At 70.8% G+C, this 18292-nt stretch carries 19 protein-coding genes; 10 read left to right on the forward strand and 9 right to left on the reverse strand.

All coding sequences use genetic code 11. From position 1 onward, the window contains the following. Positions 1-198: 198 nt before the first annotated feature. Entirely contained in the window at positions 199-1809 is a 1611-nt protein-coding gene (locus tag JOM49_RS38925; protein ID WP_209669347.1) for an L-lactate permease, read from the forward strand. Here JOM49_RS38925 and JOM49_RS38930 read toward each other — a convergent pair. The 3 genes from JOM49_RS38930 to JOM49_RS38940 all read right to left on the reverse strand — a co-directional run bounded on the left by JOM49_RS38930 (position 1790) and on the right by JOM49_RS38940 (position 3836). Continuing rightward, on the reverse strand, positions 1790-2425 hold the full coding sequence (locus JOM49_RS38930) for a nicotinamide mononucleotide transporter family protein (RefSeq protein ID WP_209669349.1): 636 nt from the start codon (positions 2423-2425) through the stop codon (positions 1790-1792). The two genes, JOM49_RS38925 and JOM49_RS38930, sit on opposite strands and share 20 nt — an antisense overlap. A 172-nt stretch (positions 2426-2597) precedes the next feature. Next, entirely contained in the window at positions 2598-3356 is a 759-nt protein-coding gene (locus JOM49_RS38935; protein ID WP_209669351.1) for a mechanosensitive ion channel family protein, read from the reverse strand. Between the two features lie 324 nt (positions 3357-3680). Beyond that, positions 3681-3836 (reverse strand): hypothetical protein, encoded by a 156-nt coding sequence (locus tag JOM49_RS38940; protein WP_209669353.1) that lies wholly within the window; start codon positions 3834-3836, stop codon positions 3681-3683. Positions 3837-3931: 95 nt separating this feature from the next. On the opposite strand from JOM49_RS38940, the gene JOM49_RS38945 reads away from it, so the two are divergent. From JOM49_RS38945 to JOM49_RS38975, 7 genes are all read left to right on the forward strand, one after another. Continuing rightward, on the forward strand, positions 3932-4864 hold the full coding sequence (locus tag JOM49_RS38945) for an SPFH domain-containing protein (RefSeq protein ID WP_209669355.1): 933 nt from the start codon (positions 3932-3934) through the stop codon (positions 4862-4864). Positions 4865-4868: 4 nt separating this feature from the next. Continuing rightward, a complete protein-coding gene (locus tag JOM49_RS38950; protein ID WP_209672158.1) occupies positions 4869-5123 on the forward strand; it encodes a type II toxin-antitoxin system antitoxin in 255 nt (84 codons plus the stop codon). 17 nt (positions 5124-5140) lie between these two features. Continuing rightward, on the forward strand, positions 5141-6355 hold the full coding sequence (locus JOM49_RS38955) for a PucR family transcriptional regulator (protein WP_209669357.1): 1215 nt from the start codon (positions 5141-5143) through the stop codon (positions 6353-6355). Positions 6356-6521: 166 nt separating this feature from the next. Then, the gene (locus tag JOM49_RS38960; protein ID WP_209669359.1) at positions 6522-7445 is read left to right on the forward strand and encodes an ACP S-malonyltransferase; all 924 of its coding nucleotides are present in this window, start codon (positions 6522-6524) and stop codon (positions 7443-7445) included. Further along, on the forward strand, positions 7442-8425 hold the full coding sequence (locus JOM49_RS38965; RefSeq protein WP_209669361.1) for a beta-ketoacyl-ACP synthase III: 984 nt from the start codon (positions 7442-7444) through the stop codon (positions 8423-8425). The genes JOM49_RS38960 and JOM49_RS38965 overlap by 4 nt, the downstream gene beginning before the upstream one ends. Positions 8426-8489: 64 nt before the next feature. Continuing rightward, entirely contained in the window at positions 8490-8735 is a 246-nt protein-coding gene (locus JOM49_RS38970) for an acyl carrier protein (RefSeq protein ID WP_113693432.1), read from the forward strand. 32 nt (positions 8736-8767) lie between these two features. Then, entirely contained in the window at positions 8768-10000 is a 1233-nt protein-coding gene (locus JOM49_RS38975) for a beta-ketoacyl-[acyl-carrier-protein] synthase family protein (protein ID WP_209669363.1), read from the forward strand. A 284-nt stretch (positions 10001-10284) separates the two neighbouring features. On the opposite strand, the gene JOM49_RS38980 is transcribed toward JOM49_RS38975, so the two are convergent. After that, positions 10285-10884: a hypothetical protein gene (locus JOM49_RS38980; RefSeq protein ID WP_282767899.1), complete on the reverse strand. Its 600-nt coding sequence runs from the start codon at positions 10882-10884 to the stop codon at positions 10285-10287. 21 nt (positions 10885-10905) lie between these two features. Continuing rightward, the gene (locus JOM49_RS38985) at positions 10906-11409 is read right to left on the reverse strand and encodes a DUF3145 domain-containing protein (RefSeq protein ID WP_209669365.1); all 504 of its coding nucleotides are present in this window, start codon (positions 11407-11409) and stop codon (positions 10906-10908) included. Between the two features lie 234 nt (positions 11410-11643). On the opposite strand from JOM49_RS38985, the gene JOM49_RS38990 reads away from it, so the two are divergent. Continuing rightward, positions 11644-13158 carry a hypothetical protein gene (locus JOM49_RS38990; RefSeq protein ID WP_209669367.1) on the forward strand — a complete coding sequence of 505 codons (1515 nt, stop codon included), beginning with the start codon at positions 11644-11646 and terminating at the stop codon, positions 13156-13158. 25 nt (positions 13159-13183) lie between these two features. On the opposite strand, the gene JOM49_RS38995 is transcribed toward JOM49_RS38990, so the two are convergent. Next, positions 13184-14575, reverse strand: a complete 1392-nt coding sequence (locus JOM49_RS38995) for a dihydrolipoyl dehydrogenase family protein (RefSeq protein WP_209669370.1) — start codon at positions 14573-14575, stop codon at positions 13184-13186. Positions 14576-14702: 127 nt separating this feature from the next. Between JOM49_RS38995 and JOM49_RS39000 the strand changes: the two genes are divergently transcribed. Beyond that, positions 14703-15386: a histone-like nucleoid-structuring protein Lsr2 gene (locus JOM49_RS39000; RefSeq protein WP_209669373.1), complete on the forward strand. Its 684-nt coding sequence runs from the start codon at positions 14703-14705 to the stop codon at positions 15384-15386. Positions 15387-15488: 102 nt separating this feature from the next. Here the strand turns inward: JOM49_RS39000 and JOM49_RS39005 are convergent, their stop codons facing one another. Genes JOM49_RS39005 through JOM49_RS39015 form a run of 3 tightly spaced genes read right to left on the reverse strand, consistent with a single transcriptional unit; the run spans position 15489 to position 18270 of the window. After that, positions 15489-16871, reverse strand: a complete 1383-nt coding sequence (locus tag JOM49_RS39005; protein WP_209669374.1) for an NAD(P)(+) transhydrogenase (Re/Si-specific) subunit beta — start codon at positions 16869-16871, stop codon at positions 15489-15491. Beyond that, entirely contained in the window at positions 16868-17170 is a 303-nt protein-coding gene (locus JOM49_RS39010; RefSeq protein ID WP_209669375.1) for an NAD(P) transhydrogenase subunit alpha part 2, read from the reverse strand. The genes JOM49_RS39005 and JOM49_RS39010 overlap by 4 nt, the downstream gene beginning before the upstream one ends. Next, positions 17170-18270, reverse strand: a complete 1101-nt coding sequence (locus tag JOM49_RS39015; protein ID WP_209669376.1) for a Re/Si-specific NAD(P)(+) transhydrogenase subunit alpha — start codon at positions 18268-18270, stop codon at positions 17170-17172. The genes JOM49_RS39010 and JOM49_RS39015 overlap by 1 nt, the downstream gene beginning before the upstream one ends. Positions 18271-18292 lie beyond the last annotated feature (22 nt).

The raw sequence follows: 18292 nt of genomic DNA on the forward strand, positions 1-18292 counted from the left end.
CCGTGAATGTGGCTTTCACGGCCGATTTCGCCGTGAAAGCCACATTCACGGCACTCCCGGGGCTCGACGCGGCTGATCGCCGGTGGAACGTGGGGCTTGACGTGGACGCAAAAGGGTGACCAGGATCTCGGGCCAGTTGGTGAAAGCCTGCTTTCACGATGCGGAATCCGTGGCTGGCTCCGGAGAAAGAGGTCCGAGGTGTTCGTCCAGGAACTCGCCCCGCTCGGCTCACTCGCCCTGTCCGCGCTCGTCGCCGCCCTCCCGCTGGCGACCGTGCTGGTCCTGCTCGGCGCGGTCCGGCTGAAGGCACACGTGGCCGGGTTGATCGGGCTGCTGGTGGCCGCCGTGCTCGCGGTCGTCGTGTTCGGCATGCCGATCGGCCAGACCATCTCCGGCGCGGCGCAGGGCGCGGCCTTCGGCCTGTTCCCGATCATGTGGATCGTGGTCAACGCGCTGTGGATCTACCGGCTCACCGTGCGCACCGGGCACTTCGACGTGCTGCGCCGATCCTTCGGCCGGATTTCCGACGATCCGCGCATCCAGGCGCTGATCATCGCCTTCTGCTTCGGCGGGCTGATGGAGGCCCTCGCCGGGTTCGGCGCCCCGGTGGCCATCTCCACGGTGATGCTGGTGGCGCTCGGCTTCGCCCCGGTGAAGGCGGCGATCGTGGCACTGGTGGCGAACACCGCGCCGGTCGCGTTCGGCGCGATGGGCACCCCGGTGGTCACGCTCGCGCAGGTCACCGGCCTGCCGCTGGAGAGCGTCTCGTCCATCGTCGGGCGGCAGACGCCGCTGCTCGCGGTGGTCGTGCCGTTGTTGCTGGTGCTGATCGTCGACGGCTGGCGCGGACTGCGTGAGACCTGGATCCCGGCACTGACCTGTGGGTTGGCGTTCGGGCTCGTGCAGTTCCTGGCGTCGAACTTCGTCTCGGCGCAGCTGGCGGACATCGGCGCGGCGCTCGCCGGGGTCGCGGCGGTGATGCTGGTGCCCTCGGCGCGCAAACCGGCGCGAGCCGAGGTGCGCGCGGCCGTGCTCACCGGGTCGGCCACGGAGACCTTCGACGGCAAGGACGAACGCGCCGACGTGGTCAAGGCCTACGCGCCCTACCTGCTGATCATCGCGATCTTCTCGATCGGCCAGCTGCCCCCGGTGAAGAAGCTGCTCGACTCGGCCACCTGGAAGTTCGACTGGCCGTTCCTGGACGTGGTCGCGCCGACCGGCAAACCGGTCTCCGGCAACACCTTCAGCCTGCCGCTGCTGAACACCGGCGGCACGCTGGTGCTGCTCGCCGGGCTGATCACCGCGGTGGTGCTCAAGGTGAAACTGAAAGACACCGCCCGCGAGTGGGGCGCCACCGTGCACGAACTGCGGTTCGCCATCCTGACCGTGACGAGCGTGCTCGCGCTGGCGTACGTGATGAACCTGTCCGGGCAGACCACCACCATCGGCAACCTGATCGCCGGGGCCGGGGGCGCGCTGGCCTTCCTCTCCCCCATCCTCGGCTGGTTCGGCGTGGCGGTCACCGGTTCGGACACCTCGGCGAACGCGTTGTTCGGCGCGTTGCAGGTGACCGCGGCGAACCAGGCCGGCTTCTCCCCCGACCTGCTGGCGTCGGCGAACAGCTCGGGCGGCGTGCTCGGCAAGATGATCTCGCCGCAGAACCTGACCATCGCCTGCGCGGCGGCGCAGATGAACGGTCAGGAGGGCAACCTGCTGCGGAAGGTGCTGCCGTGGAGCATCGGGCTGCTGCTGGTGATGTGCCTGATCGTGGCCGCGCAGGCGAGCTTCCTCAGCGGGATGCTGCCCTGACGCGGTCGGCGGCCACCTGCTTGGCGGTGCGGTTCCAGCTCCACCAGCCGTGCACCACCAGCACCGCGAAGACCAGGTAGATCGCCGCGGAGAACCAGAGCCCGGAGGCGATCTGCAGCGGCACGCCGATCGCGTCGACCACCAGCCAGACCAGCCAGAACTCGACCAGGCCGAGGCCCTGCGCGCCGAAGGCGACCAGAGTGCCGACGAAGATGGCGGCGTCCGGCCACGGCGCCCAGGAAGCGCCGAGCAGATCGAGCGCCACGGCCATCGCGGCGGTGCCGGCGGCGAAGGCGCCGAGGAGGGCGAGCCGCTCGGTCAGGCTGCCCTTGCGGACGACCACGCCGTAGACCGGGTCACGGCGGCGGGTCCACGCCCACCAGCCGTAGAGCGAGATGGCCAGGATCGCGACCTGGCGGCCGGCGAGGCCGCCGAGGTGCGCGGAGAGGTAGACGCTGAACAGCAGCACGGTCGCGCCCACCTGCACCGGCCAGGTCCAGAGCGTCCGGCGCTGCGCGAGGAAAACCACCGCGAGCGCGCACAACTGCCCGGCCAGCTCGGCGATGGAAACCCATTGGCCGAGCACGGTCAGCCCGTGGTTCAGCAAGAAGTCCACCCCGTGCTCCTTTCCGTCACCGCCCCCAACATGCTCCCCCCGCCCCGCATTCCCAAGCCCCTGTGAGCGGTCCCACCCGGCCCCGGACACGAATGTGGCTTTCGGAGCGGATTCCGCCCCGAAAGCCACATTCGTGTCGCGAACCGCGACAGCCCGGAGGAACTGTTCGGGATCAGTGCTCCGGACGCGAGAGGCCGGCGGGCGGCGTCGGGGCGTCGGTGGCCGTGTGGCGCGGGCCGACGCGGCCGGTCTTCGGCCCGTTCCCGGAGCCGAGCTGGGCCTGCAGGCCGTCCAGCCAGCCCTCCCAGCGCTGCTGCGCGGGCTTGATCAGGCCACCGCCGATGCCGACCACGATCACCCCGCCGATGGTGGCCAGCACGGTCACCAGCACCGGCGTGGTCACCGTGGTGGCGATGTTGATCTGGTTCAGCGCCGCGATCACGCCCAGCGCCAGGATCAGGTAGTAGGCGATGGCGCCGATCAGCCCGCCCGCCGGGCGGCCGGACAGCGCGCCGGTGATCAGGTCGCGCACCACCTTGCCGATCGCCGCGGCCACGATCAGCAGCACGATCGCCACCACGATCCGCGGCAGGAAGGCGATCACGTCGTTGAGCAGCTGGCTCACCGGGTTGGACTCACCGAACACGCCGAACGCCAGTTGCAGCGCGATGAGCAGAATGAAGTAGTACACCAGCTTCGCGATGATGCCGATCGCGTCGACATTGGCTTTCCTCAGTGTCCCGGAAAGTCCGGTTTTTTCGACGAGTTTGCCGAATCCGAGCTTGCCGAGCACCAGGCTGAGCCCTTTCGACACGGCTTTGGCGATCAGCCAGCCGATCAGCAGGATGATCAGGAAGCCGATCAATTTGGGGACGAACGTGGCCACCAGGTTCCACGCCTGACCCAGCCCGTCTTTGAGCTGTTCACCCATAGTGTCCTCCTCGCAGGTTCGCGGAATTCCGGTTTCGGCAAGCGTTGAACACCGGCCAGGCGGGAGCAACTCGGCGAGGGCACGATCGGGTGAGACAGGTGGCGCGAGCAGAAAAGTCAGGCCATAGTTGAACTACCGGTGGGGACCGGGGAGACGAGGCCGCTCGGCGCGGCGTAAAACGCAGGCGCCGGGCGGCCTCGAGTATTTCCGGGGTCCGGGGGCCGCGCCCGGCGTGGACTGCGAGGTCCATTCACCTTCTTTCCGGCCGCTCAGCCCGGCCGATCAGCCCAGTCGCTCAGCCCGGCCGTCGTTCAGCCCGGCCGCTCAGCAGAGCGCCGCGCCCTGCGCCAGTCCGGTCACCACGCGCCACACCAGACCGCCCCCGCCCGGTTCGGCGAACGCCAGTTTCGCCACCGCCACCGCGATCGCGGCCAGTCCGATCAGCAACGCCTGTCCCACGGCCGTGCGCGTCGCAGCCATGCCTTCACCCCTGCCCCGGGTAGCTATTAAAGTGATATCACTATGCTAGGCTTCGCCGCAGGGCACAAGCCCCCGAGGGCAGCAGGAGGACGACGATGACCAGCGAAGTTCTGGAGCAGGTGGAGATGCCGGTCCCGCAGACGCGGGAGCGCGAGGTGCGCACGGTGAACGGGTACACGATGTTCGCCGTCTCCACGGCGGGGACGCTCGGCGGGCTGGCGCTGGTCGGGTTCGGGCTGCCGCAGCTGATCGACGGCAACCAGGGCGTCGGCGTGGCGATGCTCGTGCTCGGCGCGCTGCTGGTGGTGACCGCCGGCGTGCTCGCGTTCGGCCTGACCCCGGTCGCCCCCGGTGAGGCGCGGGTGATCCAGTTCCTCGGCCGCTACACCGGCACCCTGCGCACCGACGGGCTGCAGTGGGTCAACCCGCTGACCGAACGGCACAAGGTCTCCACCCGGATCCGCAACCACGAGACCGCGGTGGCCAAGGTCAACGACGCCGACGGCAACCCGATCGAGATCGCCGCGGTGGTGGTCTGGCAGGTCGCCGACACCGCGCAGGCGATGTTCGAGGTGGACGACTTCGTCGAGTTCGTCGCCATCCAGACCGAGACCGCGATCCGGCACATCGCGAACAACTACCCGTACGACACACACGGGGAAGCCACCCTTTCCCTGCGGGACAACGCCGACGAGATCACCGAGAAGCTCTCGGCGGAGATCGGCGCCCGGGTGGCCTCCGCCGGGGTGGACGTGATCGAATCGAGGATCACGCACCTGGCCTACGCGCCGGAGATCGCCCAGGCCATGCTCCGGCGCCAGCAGGCTGGCGCGGTGGTGGCGGCCCGGCAGCGCATCGTCGAAGGCGCGGTCGGCATGGTCGAGATGGCGCTCGACCGGCTCGCCGCGCACGACGTGGTGGAACTGGACGAGGAGCGCAAGGCGGCGATGGTGAGCAACCTGCTGGTGGTGCTGGTCGGCGATCGCGACACCCAGCCGGTGGTCAACGCCGGGACCCTCTACCAGTAGGCCACTGGTGACCGAACGCAAGAAGGTCCTGCTGCGGCTCGACCCGGCCGTGCACGACGCCATCGCCCGCTGGGCCGGGGACGAACTGCGCAGCACCAACGCGCAGATCGAGTTCCTGCTCCGGCAGGCGCTGGCCGACGCCGGCCGGCTGCCGGGCACCGCGGGCCGGATGCGGCCGAGGGGGCGGCCCCGCAAGGAGCCGCCGCCGGAGCCCTCGCCGTCCTCCCGGTCCGAGCAGGACGACGAGGAAGTCTCCTGAACTACGATCTGGGCACCATGACCGCACCCAGTCCCCGCCGCCGCGTCGAGGAGCGGCACGGCCTGTCCGCGAAGACGCTGCGCCGGCTCGAGCGCGCGTCGGGCAGGCTCGCCGCGGCCAGCGTCGCCGCGATGGAGGAGCGCCTGCCCTGGTTCGGCCGCATGTCGGCCGACCAGCGGGCCAGCGTGCTGTTGATCACCCAGTCCGGGGTGGCCGGGTTCGTCGGCTGGCTGCGTGATTCGCAGGAAGCGCTGAAGTTCACCACCGACGCCTTCCGCGGCGCCCCGGCCGAGTTGTCGCGCTGGCTGAGCCTGCGCCAGGCGGTCGGGCTGGTGCGGCTGGCGATCGAGGTGTTCGAGGAGCAGCTGCCCGAGTTCGCCGCCGACGACAGCGAACGCGCCGCACTGACCGAGGCGATCCTGCGCTACGGCAGGGAGATCGCCTTCGCCGCGGCCAATTCCTACGCCGCCGCGGCGGAAGCCCGCGGTGCCTGGGACGCCCGGCTCGAAGCGCTGGTGGTGGACGGGATCGTGCGTGGGGACGCCGAGGAGTCGGTGCTCTCCCGCGCGTCGGCGCTGGGCTGGGAACCGGCGGCCGAAGCGACCGTGCTGGTCGGCACGCCCTCCTCGGACGACCCGCCCGCGGTGGTGTTCGACGTGCGCAGCCGGGCCGCCCGGATCGGCCGCCCGGTGCTGCTCAGCGTGCAGGGGTCGCGGCTGGTCGTGGTGGTCGCCGGGCCGACCGAGGGCGGGATCAAGGAACGCGAGGTCCTGGAGAAGCTGGCCACGGCCTTCGCCGAAGGCCCGGTGGTCGCCGGGCCGACCGTGCCTAGCCTGGCCGAGGCGCACACCAGCGCCGCCGAAGCGCTGTCCGGCCTGCGTGCGGTGGTCGGCTGGCCGGGCGCACCCCGCCCGGCGAGGTCGTGGGAGCTGCTGCCGGAACGCGCGCTGGCCGGTGACGCCGAAGCGGAACGCCTGCTGATCGAGGAGATCGCGCGCCCGCTCGAAGAAGCGGGCACGTCACTGCTGCAGACGGTGGAGACCTACCTGGAAAGCGGTGGGGTGCTGGAAATCTGCGCCCGTACGCTGTTCGTGCACCCCAACACCGTGCGGTACCGGCTGCGCCGGGCCGCCGAGCTGACCGGGCGGCACGCCGCCGACCCCCGTGACGCGCTGGTCCTGCGGATCGCGCTGACCGTCGGCAGGCTCGCGCGGGCCCGCGGCATCTGGTGAGCGAGTGACGCGGCTCACCAAAAATCTGCCCGAACCCGACAAGACATTTGGGTACCAGAGGTTCATCACCCGGTCACATTTGTAGGGTCTCTACAAATCCGGCGAGACGACTTGGTGAGCGGCGGCATGATAGGGAACGGGGGTTAGCGTGTTCCCTAGAGGAGTGATGACCGCCCTCCTCGCCCCCGGACAGGGCTCCCAGGCCCCCGGCATGTTCACGCCATGGCTCGAGTTCGACGGTGCGCGCGAGCGCCTGCGGCACTGGTCCGACCGCACCGGCCTGGACCTGCTCCGGCTCGGCACCGAGGCGGACGCGGAAGAGATCCAGGACACCGCCATCGCCCAGCCGCTGATCGTGGCGCTGTCGCTGCTGGCGTTCCACCAGCTCGACGCGCAGGGCCTGGTGCCCGCGGACGCGCCGGTGGCCGGGCACTCGGTCGGCGAGCTGGCCGCGGCCGCGATCGCCGGGGTGTTCCCGGCCGAGGAGGCCGTCGCACTGGCCGCCGTGCGCGGCGCGGAAATGGCGAAGGCCTGCGAGGCCGAGCCCACCAGCATGGCGGCGGTCATGCTGGGCGAGCCCGAGGCCGTCGTGGCCTGGCTCACCGAACAGGGACTGACTCCCGCCAACCAGAACGGTGCCGGCCAGATCGTGGCCTCCGGCGCCGCGGCCGCGATCCAGAAGATCGTCGCCGAACCGCTGGCGGGTACGAAGGTGCGCGCGCTGAAGGTGGCGGGCGCCTTCCACACCGAGTACATGGCCTCGGCCGAGGCCGCGGTGCGCGAGCACGCCGGTGAGATCACCACCGCCGACCCGGTCCGCCCGCTGCTGTCCAACGCGGACGGCACCGTGGTGACCGGCGGCGCGGAGTACCTGGAGCGGTTGATCACCCAGGTCACCAGCCCGGTGCGGTGGGACCTGACGATGGACGGCCTGGCCGCCCTCGGCGTCACCCGCACCGTGGAGCTCCCGCCGGCCGGCACGCTGACCGGCCTGGTCAAGCGCCAGCTCAAAGGCACCGTCACCAGCCCCATCGCGCTCAAGACGCCCGCGGACGTGGCGAAGTTGAGCCCCCAGGAGGACACCGAATGAGCCAGCGCCCCGCGCTGCGACTTCTTCACGGATCAGCCGCCAGCCGAATCCTCGGCGTGGGCAGCTACCAGCCGGAGAAGATCGTCACCAACGACGACCTGTCCCAGCTGATGGACACCAGTGACCAGTGGATCCGGGACCGCGTCGGCATCGTCGAACGCCGGTTCGCCGAGAAGGACGAACTGCTGGTGGACATGGCGGTCACCGCCGGGTCCCGCGCCGTGGCCGACGCCGGGCTGGATCCGTCCGATGTGGACACCGTGATCCTGCCGAACTGCACCATGCCCACGCTGATCCCGAACGCGGCCGCCCAGGTGGCCGAGCGGATCGGGGCGTCGAAGGCGGGCGCGTTCGACCTGAACGCCGCCTGCGCCGGGTTCTGCTACGGCCTCGGCGTCGCCTCCGACCTGGTCCGCTCGGGTTCGGCGAAGCACGTGCTGGTGATCGGCGCGGAGAAGCTGACCGACTCGGTCGACCCCACCGACCGCGCCAACGCGATCATCTTCGCCGACGGCGCCGGTGCCGCGGTCGTCGGCCCGTCCGACGAGCCGGGCATCGGGCCGGTGGCCTGGGGCAGCGCCGGCGATCTGGTCCACACGATCTACATGCGCGACGAGAAGTACATCTACCAGGAGGGCCAGGCGGTCTTCCGCTGGGCGACCACCCAGATCGCGCCGATCGCCCTGCGCGCACTGGAGGTCGCCGGGGTCAAACCGTCCGAAGTGGACGTTCTGATCCCGCACCAGGCGAACCTGCGCATCGTCGAGGCGATCGCGAAGAAGCTGCGCGCCAACGGTGCCCGCGAGGACATGGTGGTCGCCGACGACATCCGCTACAGCGGCAACACCTCGTCGGCCTCGATCCCGCTCGCGCTGGACCACATGCGCACCGCGGGCACGGTGAAGCGCGGTGACGTGGTACTCATGGTCGGGTTCGGGGCCGGGCTCTCGTACGCCGGCCAGGTCGTCATCTGCCCGTAACCCCCAGCATTCCGGCCGGGCACCGGCCGGAAAGAATTCTCAGGTAAACAGGAAAGGGATAGCAGTGGCTGACAAAGAAGAGATCCTGTCCGGGCTCGCCGAGATCGTCGAAGAGGTGGCCGGTGTGGCCCAGGACGACGTGAGCGCCGAGAAGTCCTTTGTGGACGACCTGGACATCGACTCGCTGTCCATGGTGGAGATCGCCGTGCAGGCCGAGGACAAGTTCGGCGTCAAGATCCCGGACGACGAGCTGGCGAACCTCAAGACCGTCGGCGACGCCGTGAACTACGTCGCCTCGAACTCGAAGTAACACCTGCCGGTGCCGACCTCGGGGAGAAACCGATGAGCAACAACGACGTCGTGATCACCGGGCTGGGCGCGACCACGCCCCTCGGCGGGGACGTCGCGTCCACCTGGGACGGTCTGCTGACCGGCCGCAGTGGGGTGTCCACCCTGCACGCCGAGTGGGTCGAGAAGTTCGGCCTGCCGGTGAAGATCGCCGCTCGGCTCGCGGTCGATCCCACCGAGGTGCTGCCCAGGGTGCAGGCCCGCCGGCTGGACCGCAGCGAGCAGGTCGCGGTGATCGCGGCCCGCCAGGCGTGGGCGGATGCCGGGCACAACGAGGACACCGTCGAACCCGAACGGCTCGCCGTCGTGGTCGGCACCGGTATCGGTGGCGCGAACACCCTGCTCGACCAGGACGACCTGCTGGAGACCACCGGTCTGCGCAAGGTGTCCCCGCTGACCGTGCCCATGCTCATGCCGAACGGGCCAGCGGCCCACGTCGGCCTGGAGCTGAAGGCGCGGGCGGGGGTGCACGCACCGGTGTCGGCCTGCGCTTCGGGCGCCGAAGGGCTGGCCTGGGGCTGGCGCATGCTCAAGACCGGTGAGGCCGACGTGGTGGTGGCCGGTGGCGCCGAGGCGTGCATCGCGGCGATCACCATGGCCGGGTTCGCCCAGGCGCGCACGATGAGCACGCGCAACGACGACCCCGAGCGCGCTTCGCGCCCGTGGGACGTCAACCGCGACGGCTTCGTGCTCGGCGAGGGCGCCGGGATCATGGTCCTGGAGCGCGAGGAGTTCGCGAAGGCGCGCGGGGCGAAGATCTACGGCAGGCTGGCCGGGATCGGCACCAGCGCCGACTCGTACCACATCACCGGACCGGACCCGGAAGGCACGGGACAGGCGCGGGCGATCACCGCGGCCCTGCGCTCGGCCGGGCTGGACCCGAAGGACATCGACCACGTCAACGCGCACGCGACCTCGACCCCGGCCGGGGACGTCGGGGAGACCGTGGCCGTGCGCAAGGCGATCGGCGAGCACCCGGTGCTGACCGCGCCGAAGGGCGCGCTGGGGCACCTGCTGGGCGCCGCGGGCGCGGTCGAAGCGATCGCGACCGTGCTGTCCATCCGGGACGGTGTCATCCCGCCGACGCTGAACCTGGAGAACCAGGACCCGGGCGTCGTGCAGGAGATCGCGGCCGGGGAACCGCGCAAGATGGACATCGGCGCCGCCATCAGCGACTCCTTCGGCTTCGGCGGCCACAACGTCGCCCTCGCCTTCACCCCAGCCTGACCCTCTCCACCTGAACAGGGGCACCCCTCCACGGAGGCCGGTGCCCCTTTTCACATCCACGCCCGCGCCAACTCACCTGCCCGAGCGCGTAGTTCAGCTACGCGAACGTGCAGTTCGGCTTCCTGAGTGTGGGGTTCGGCTTCCTGAACGTGGAACTCGGGCTCCTGAGCGTGGGGTCGCCGGAACACTCGTGCAGCCGAACTACACATTCAGGAAGTCGAACCCCACGTTCGGGTAAGCGAGTTCCACACTCCCGCACGCGAAACCCACATTCGGGAGCTGGGTCAGGTGCAGCGTTCGTGCATGGGGGTGGTGCCCGCGGGGATGGCGTCCAGCTTCCACATGCCGTTCTCCAGCACCATGGGCAGGGTCAGGTGCCACCGGACGCACGGTTCCTGCAGGTCCACCGGCCCGTCCTGGGGGTCCTGCGTGCTGGTGAAGCCGATCAGCGACTGCAGCGTGCCGTCCCCCATGGCTTCGATGCGGTAGACGAGGATGCTGCCGTCCTTGGTGCTGCGGTAGTCGGCCTCCCACTCCACCTTGGACTTCGCCTGCGCCCGCAACTTGGTCACCGTGGTCTTCCACAGCTCGTAGTTGCGGGCGTTGATGGCGTCGAAGTAGTTCTGCAGCAGGGCGCGTACCCCGTCGGCGTGCGGGTGCGCGGCGGCGTCCGGCGTCATTTCGACGACCGGGGAGCCCGGCTGCTGCTCGGGCGCCAGCGACTGCGAGGTGCGCGTGGCGATCACCCCGGTGTCCGCGGCGGCGTCCGGCTTGCGGTAGACCTCCCTGGCGAGCAACCCGCCACCGACGGTCAGCGAGACGACCACGATCAGCGCGGGCACCAGCCAGCGGCCACGGGCGGGAGCGAGGGGTGAAGCTGGCACACCCAGAGCGTAGTAAACCCCCTACCCCACTTGGTGCAGCCAGGTCACCGGAGCGCCGTCACCGGCGTGCCGGAACGGCTCGAGAGCCTCGTCCCATGCCGCGCCGAGCAGCTCGTCGAGCTTGTGCGCGAACTGCTCACCGGCCCGGCTGCGGGCCACCAGCGAGCGCAACTGGTCCTCGCCCACGACGATGTCGCCGTTGGCGCTGGTGCGGCCGTGCCACAGGCCGATCACCGGCGCGTAGCAGAACCGCTCGCCGTCGACACCCGGGCTGGGCTCTTCGACGACCTCGAAGCGCAGCATCGGCCACGCCTTCAGCGCGGACGCCAGCCTCGCGGCCGTGCCCGCCGGTGCGCGCCAGGAGACTTCGGTGCGCAACTGTCCCGCGGCGGCCGGCTGGGCCGTCCACCGCAGATCTGCTCGGCCACCCAGGGTGCCCGAAATAGCCCACTCGACGTGCGGGCACACCGCAGACGGCGACGAGTGGACGTACACCACGCCACGGGTGTTTCCACGGGTGCTCACTGGTGACCTCCGCTGCTCGACGAGATGCGTCTTCCCCTACGACCTCTCGAACCACGGCGGCCCACTCGTGACGCGCTGCGCACATTGTGCACCTCATCCATGCCTTTTGGCCACATGAACCACAGAAGTCGCAGCGAGATCACCGCACAGGGGTGCCCCGGCCACCCGGGCGGACCCGCTACCGTGTGCTGCGGCAGCACCGCGGAGCACGGCAGAGCACTGGGGAGGACCGGCATGCGGCTCGTCCGCCTGGCACAGCAGCCCTCCCGGGTGGCCGACGACATCCGCGCCGCGCTGGCCTCACTCGGCCGCGGCAACACCGTGGTCGGCGGGGTGGCGCTGATCGGGGTGTCGCCGCCCGGGTTCGCCCAGCCGGTGGACGCCGTCGTCCTGCTCCCGCGTGGCGTGCTCATCGTAGTCGGTGTCGACCTCCCCGACCCGGCGATGCGGCTGCACGCCCCGCTGACGGGGCAGTGGAAGGCCGACGGCTGGCCCCTCGTCGGCACCGAGGACACGGTCAACCCGGCCACCGAGGCGCTCGCCACCTCCGAGAAGATCGCGCGCCACCTGCGTGACACCGAGCCGTCGACCACCACGATCGGCACCATCGTCGCCGTCGGCCCGTACGTCGAGCAGGTCGACCAGCCCCCGGCGGACCTGGCCGGCGCGGTCCGCGTGCTGCACCCGACGCCGACCGCGATGCTCGCCGCCACCGTCTCGCTCGCCTCCGCGAGCCAGCCGAGCACGGTGGTGCAGGCGCGGGCGATGCTGGCCGCGCTGGCCGAGAACGCACCGGCGCTGAGCGACGAGGTGCTCGCCGCGGAGGGTTTCGCCCCGGTGCTCCTGGCCGAGCCCGAGCGGACCGAGCCGGTGGACAGCCCGCTCCACATCATCCCGCCGACCGTGCCCGCCGAGCACCCGCCGGCGAAGGCGAAGATCGTGCGCACCCCGCCGAGGACGCCGCCGGTCGCGGTGGCGAACGTGCGCCGCCCCGGGCCCCCGCCACCACCGCCGCAGGCCCGGCCGCCCCAGCAAGGTCCGCAAAGGCACCAAAGCCAGCAGGTACAGCCGCCACGGCAGCAGCCGCAGGCACCGGCCAAGCCCGCGTTCCAGCTGCCGAAACTGCCGAAACTGCCGCCGTTGATGAAGGACGGCAAGCCGGTGCGCTGGCTGCCGTTCGCCGCCGTCGGCCTGCTGCTGGTGCTGCTGGTCTCGGCCGTGCTGGTGGCGTCGAACCAGGACGGCAGCGAGGCGGCCGCCCCGGAACAGGGGCCGAGCCAGACCACCACGGCCGCGCCGACCGGGCAGAACGTCGACGGCATGGGCTTTTCCCAGGTCGCCGCCGAAGGGGGCACGCAGTGCACCCCGCACGCCTTCGGCGACACCAAGACCGTGCTGGAGACCACGCCCTGTTCACGCCTGCGCCGCGCCAGCTTCGAGGTGTCGGTGGACGGCCGCCGCGCCGCGGTCACCCTGGCCGCGCTCGACTTCCCGAACGCGGAGCAGGCGGAGACCTTCAAGCAGTTCGTCGACTTCCCCGGCAACGGCGGGATCACCGACCTCGCGGTGGAGACCCAGCGCTGGACCGGCCGGCCGCCGACGTTCAGCGGAGCGGCCTACGCCAGCACCGGCGCGCAGTCCTCGGTGCTCATCGCGCAGGCGTGCTGGCTGGACGGCCCGTCCACTTCGGACGATCCCGGCCTCGGCAGGGCCGCCAAGGCCGGGCTCACCATGCAACTCCCCGGCTGAGCACGCTGGGCGCGCTGGGCGCGTTTCAGAGGCCGTATTCCTCCAGCAGGCGCAGCCAGATCTCGCTGATCGTCGGATAGGCCGGTACGGCGTGCCACAGCCGCTTCAACGGCACCTCGCCGACCACGGCGATGGTGGCCGCGTGCAGCAGTTCCGCGACATCCGGCCCGGCGAACGTCACACCGAGGATGACCTCGCGCTCGGTGTCGACCACCATCCGCACCTTGCCCTCGTACCCGTCGGCGTGCAGCGACGAGCCGGCGACCGCGATGTCGAGGTCGACCACCCGGTGCGGTTCGCCGTCCTCGGCGCCGGTGAGGCCGACCGAGGCGACCTCGGGGTCGGTGAAGACCACCTGCGGCACGGCGGTGTGGTCGGCCGTGGTGGCGTAGGCGCTCCACGGCTCCGGCTCGATCCGCTCGCCCTTCGCCCTGGCGGCGATCACGTCGCCGACCACCCTGGCCTGGTACTTGCCCTGGTGGGTCAGCGGCGCGCGGCCGGTCACGTCGCCAGCGGCGTACAGCCAGCCACCGTCCACACCGGACGCCAGACCGGAGTCGTCCACGGCCAGCGCGTCGCCGTCGCGGAGCCCGGCCACGGCCAGGCCGAGGCCGTCGGTGGCGGGCCTGCGGCCGGTCGCCACCAGGAACTCGTCGGCCAGCACCTCCCCGCCACCGGTCAGCTCGATGCGGATCACACCATCCTTTTCGGACACGCGTTCGGCGCCGGTGTTCACGTGCACCTGGACGCCGTCCGCCCGCAGGCCCTCGGCCACCAGGTCACCGGCGAACTCCGGGTACCGCGGCAGCGGGCGCTCGCCGGTGATGATCAGGTCCACCCGCGAGCCGAGCTTCGCGAAAGCCTGCGCCATTTCCACGCCGACCACACCGCCGCCGAGCACCGCCAGCCTGCCGGGAACCTCGCTCGCCGAGGTGGCTTCGCGGGAACCCCAGGTGCGCACGTCGGCGATACCGGGGATGTCCGGCGTGCGCGGCACGCTGCCGGTGCACACGACCACCGCGTGCCGGGCGCGCAGCACCTGGTCGCCGACGGTCACCTCGCGCTCGCCGGTGATCCTGCCCACGCCGCGCACGGCGACGATGCCCGCGCCCTCGGCCCAGCTCACCTGACCGGCATCGTCCCAATGCGACGTGAACGAGTCGCGGCGGGCGAACACCGCGGCCGGATCGACCCGGTCGCCGGCGGGCACGCCCGGCAGTCGGTGGGCCGCGGCGAGCGCGATTCCCGGCCGCAGCAACGCCTTGCTGGGCATGCACGCCCAGTACGAGCATTCGCCGCCGAAGCGCTCGGACTCCACGAGCGCGGCGGTCAGCCCGCCGCGGACCGCGCGGGCCGCGACGTTCTCCCCGACGGGACCGCCGCCGATCACCACGACGTCATAACCGTTGTCTGCCATGGGTGCCAGCGCACACCAGCCGGGGCCGTGGCGCAAGTAGGACACTCGGCCGTGGCGGGTATCCTCGCGAGCGAGTTCGTACAGGCCGCTTTCGCCTGAGATCACCATCGAGCACTGGGAGCACTTCGTGGCCAGGAACACCGCGGTCCAACTGCTGGACGACATCACGGGCGAACCCGCCGAGGAAACGGTTCGGTTCGAACTGGACGGGGTGACCTACGACATCGACCTGTCCGGGTCCAACGCGGACCGGCTCAGGGAGATCCTCGACCCGTTCGTGACCAACGGGCGCCGCACCGGCGGCCGCAAGAAGGTCATGCGGCGCCGCACCGCGAAGGGCCGGGCGGCCGCGAAGCGCACCGCCGCCAAGAAGACCGCCGCGGCCCCGGCCGCCAAGAAGGCCGCTGCCGGCAAGGCCGCGACCGAGAAGGCCGCGCCGGAGAAGGCCGTGACCGAGAAAGCCGGGACAGCGAAGGCCGTGACCGAGAAAGCCGGGACGGCGAAGGCTGGGGCCACGAAGACTGCGGCTGCGAAGGCTGCGGCGACGAAGGCCCCGGCGAAGGCGGCGCCGAAGAAGGCCACCGCGAGGAAGGCCCCGGCGGAGAAGGCGACCGAGAAGGCCGTCGCCGAAAAGCCCGCCGCGGCGAAGAAGCCCGCTGCCGCCAGGAAGCCGGCCGCGAAGAAGACCACGTCGGCTGCCAAGACCGCGAAGCCGGCCGCCACGGCGAAGGCCACCCCCGCCGCCGCCAAGACCCCGGCGAAGCGGGCCCCGCGCAAGGCCCCGCCCGTCACCTTCTCCGCCGCGGAGTAGTCCGCGAATGCTATGAGTGGGGCATTACTTGCGCCCTCCCGTCGCCCACCGCCACCCTCAACGGAGCTGCGCGCGGTTTTCTTCGGGCAAGTAATGCCTCACTCATAGCGTTTTCAGCTCTTCGACGATTTCGCCGACCGAGCTCTTCGCGTCCCCGAAGAGCATGCTGGTCTTGGTGTCGTAGAACAGGTCGTTGTCCACCCCGGCGAAGCCCGAGTTCATCGAGCGCTTGAGCACGATCACCGAGCGGCTGGTGTTCACCTTCAGGATCGGCATGCCGTAGATCGGTGAGCCGGGGTCGGTCTCGGCCGCCGGGTTGACCACGTCGTTCGCGCCGATCACCAGTGCCACGTCGGTCTGCGGGAAGTCCGAGTTGATCTCGTCCATCTCCTTGAGCCGTTCGTAGGGCACGTCCGCCTCGGCCAGCAGCACGTTCATGTGCCCCGGCATCCGGCCGGCCACCGGGTGGATCGCGTAGGAGACCTGGATCCCCTTGCCCTCCAACAGGTCCGCCATCTCCCGCACGGCGTGCTGCGCCTGCGCCACGGCCATCCCGTACCCTGGCACGACCACCACCCGCCCGGCGTAGGCCATCTGGATCGCGGTGTCCGCGGCACTGGTCGCGCGCACCGGCCGCTCGGGACCCGACTTCCCGGCGCTCACCGGCGTCCCGCCGAAACCACCGGCCACGATCGCCGGGATCGACCGGTTCATCGCCTTGGCCATCAGGTTCGTCAGGATCGACCCCGAGGCGCCGACGATCATGCCCGCCACGATCAACGCGGTGTTGTCCAGCGCCAGCCCCATCGCCGCGGCCGACAAACCGGTGAGCGCGTTGAGCAGCGAGATCACCACCGGCATGTCCGCACCACCGATCGGCAGCACCACCATCACGCCGAGCAGCGCGGAGGCGACCAGCAGTCCGCCCATCAACCAGCCGGACCCCGACCCCACCGCGATCGCCACGCCGCAGCCGAGCGCGGCCAGCAACAGCAGCAGGTTCAGCGGCTGCTGCAGCTTGCCCACCGACACCGGCCGCCCGGTGATCAGTTCCTGCAGCTTGCCGAAGGCGATGTTGGAGCCCCAGAACGAAATCGAGCCGACCAGCGCGGAAAAGAGCGAAGCGATCGCCACATAAGCGGGTTCGTGCGCGTATCCCTCCGTGCTGCGGAACTCGACCCACGCGATCAACGCCACCGCCCCGCCGCCGACGCCGTTGAACAGCGCCACCATCTGCGGCATCGCGGTCATCTTCACCTTGCGCGCGGCCGGCACGCCGACCAGCACGCCCAGTACCACGCCGAGCACGATCAGGCCCCAGTTCCCCATCCCTGGGGTGAGCAGCGTCGCGACCACCGCGAGGACCATGCCCGCGGCGGCGATCCAGTTGCCGCGCACCGCGGTCCGCGGCCCGGTCAGGCCCATCAGGCCGTAGACGAACATGGCGAACGCGACGATGTAGAGAACCGCGATGAACTCGGTCACGCGTCCTCCTTCTTCGCGGCGGGCGCGCGCTTGCCCTTGAACATCGAGAGCATGCGGTCGGTCACCAGGAAACCGCCGACCACGTTGATCGTGCCGAACGCGATCGCGATCACCAGCAGGACCTTGTTCAGCACCCCGTCCACCCCGAGGCCGAGCACGATCAGCCCGCCGAGCAGCACGATGCCGTGGATGGCGTTCGTGCCCGACATCAGCGGCGTGTGCAGCGTGTTCGGCACCTTCGAGATCACCGCGAAGCCGAGGAAGCCCGCGAGCACCAGGATCGCCAGGTTCTGCAGCATCAGTCCCGTCCCTCTCCCGTGACACACGCTCCGGCGACGACTTCGTCGGAGAAGTCCAGCGCCAGCGCGCCTTCGTCGTTCAGCAGCGAGCCGAGCAGTTCGGTCAGGTTGCGCGAGTACAACTCGCTCGCGTGCGCGGGCATGCCGGCGGGCAGGTTCAGCGGCGAGCTGATCGTCACGCCGTGGCGCACCACGTCCTGGCCCGCTTCGGTGAGCTCGCAGTTGCCGCCGGACTCCCCGGCGAGGTCGACGACCACACCGCCGGAAGGCATGCCCCGCACGGCTTCCGCGGTGACCAGTACCGGCGCCTGCCGCCCGGGTACCAGCGCGGTGGTGATCACCACGTCGAACCGGGTGATCGCCTCGGTGAGCCGTCGTTGTTGCTCGGCGCGTTCTTCGGCGGTCAGTTCGCGGGCGTAACCGCCTTCGCCGACGGCCTCGATGCCGAGGTCGAGCCATTGCGCGCCGACCGACCGGACCTGTTCGGCGACCTCGGGCCGCACGTCGTACCCGGTGGTCTGCGCACCCAGCCGCCGCGCGGTGGCCAGCGCCTGGAGCCCGGCCACCCCGGCGCCGAGCACCAGCACCTTGGCCGGTGCCACGGTTCCCGCGGCGGTGGTGAGCATCGGGAAGAAGCGGGTGAGCCGCTCGGCGGCGAGCAGCACCGCGCGGTACCCGGCGACGCTGCTCTGCGAGGACAAGGCGTCCATCGCCTGCGCGCGGGTGATCCGCGGGATGGACTCCACCGCGAAGGCGGTCACCCCGCCCTCGGCCAGCTCCTTGATCCGCTCCACATTGGACAGTGGGGCGAGGAAGCCGATCAGCAGGGTGCCCGGCGCCAGCCGGGTGGCCTCCACCGCGGTCGGTGGCCCGACCTTGAGCACCACCTGGGCCGCCCACGCCTCACCGATCGTGGCTCCGACACTTTCGAAGTCACTGTCGGTGATCAGTGCCGCGTCGCCCGCCCCGCTTTCCACGATGACCTTCAGCCCGCGGGCGACCAGCCGCTCGACTGCCTTCGGCACCAGCGCTACCCGGCGTTCCCCAGGTAGCGACTCCTTCACCACACCGACCGTCACCGGCCCGGATTCGGCCACCATGCGACCTCCTCGAGCTTGAGGA

Source organism: Amycolatopsis magusensis (genome assembly GCF_017875555.1).
Taxonomy (GTDB): domain Bacteria; phylum Actinomycetota; class Actinomycetes; order Mycobacteriales; family Pseudonocardiaceae; genus Amycolatopsis; species Amycolatopsis magusensis.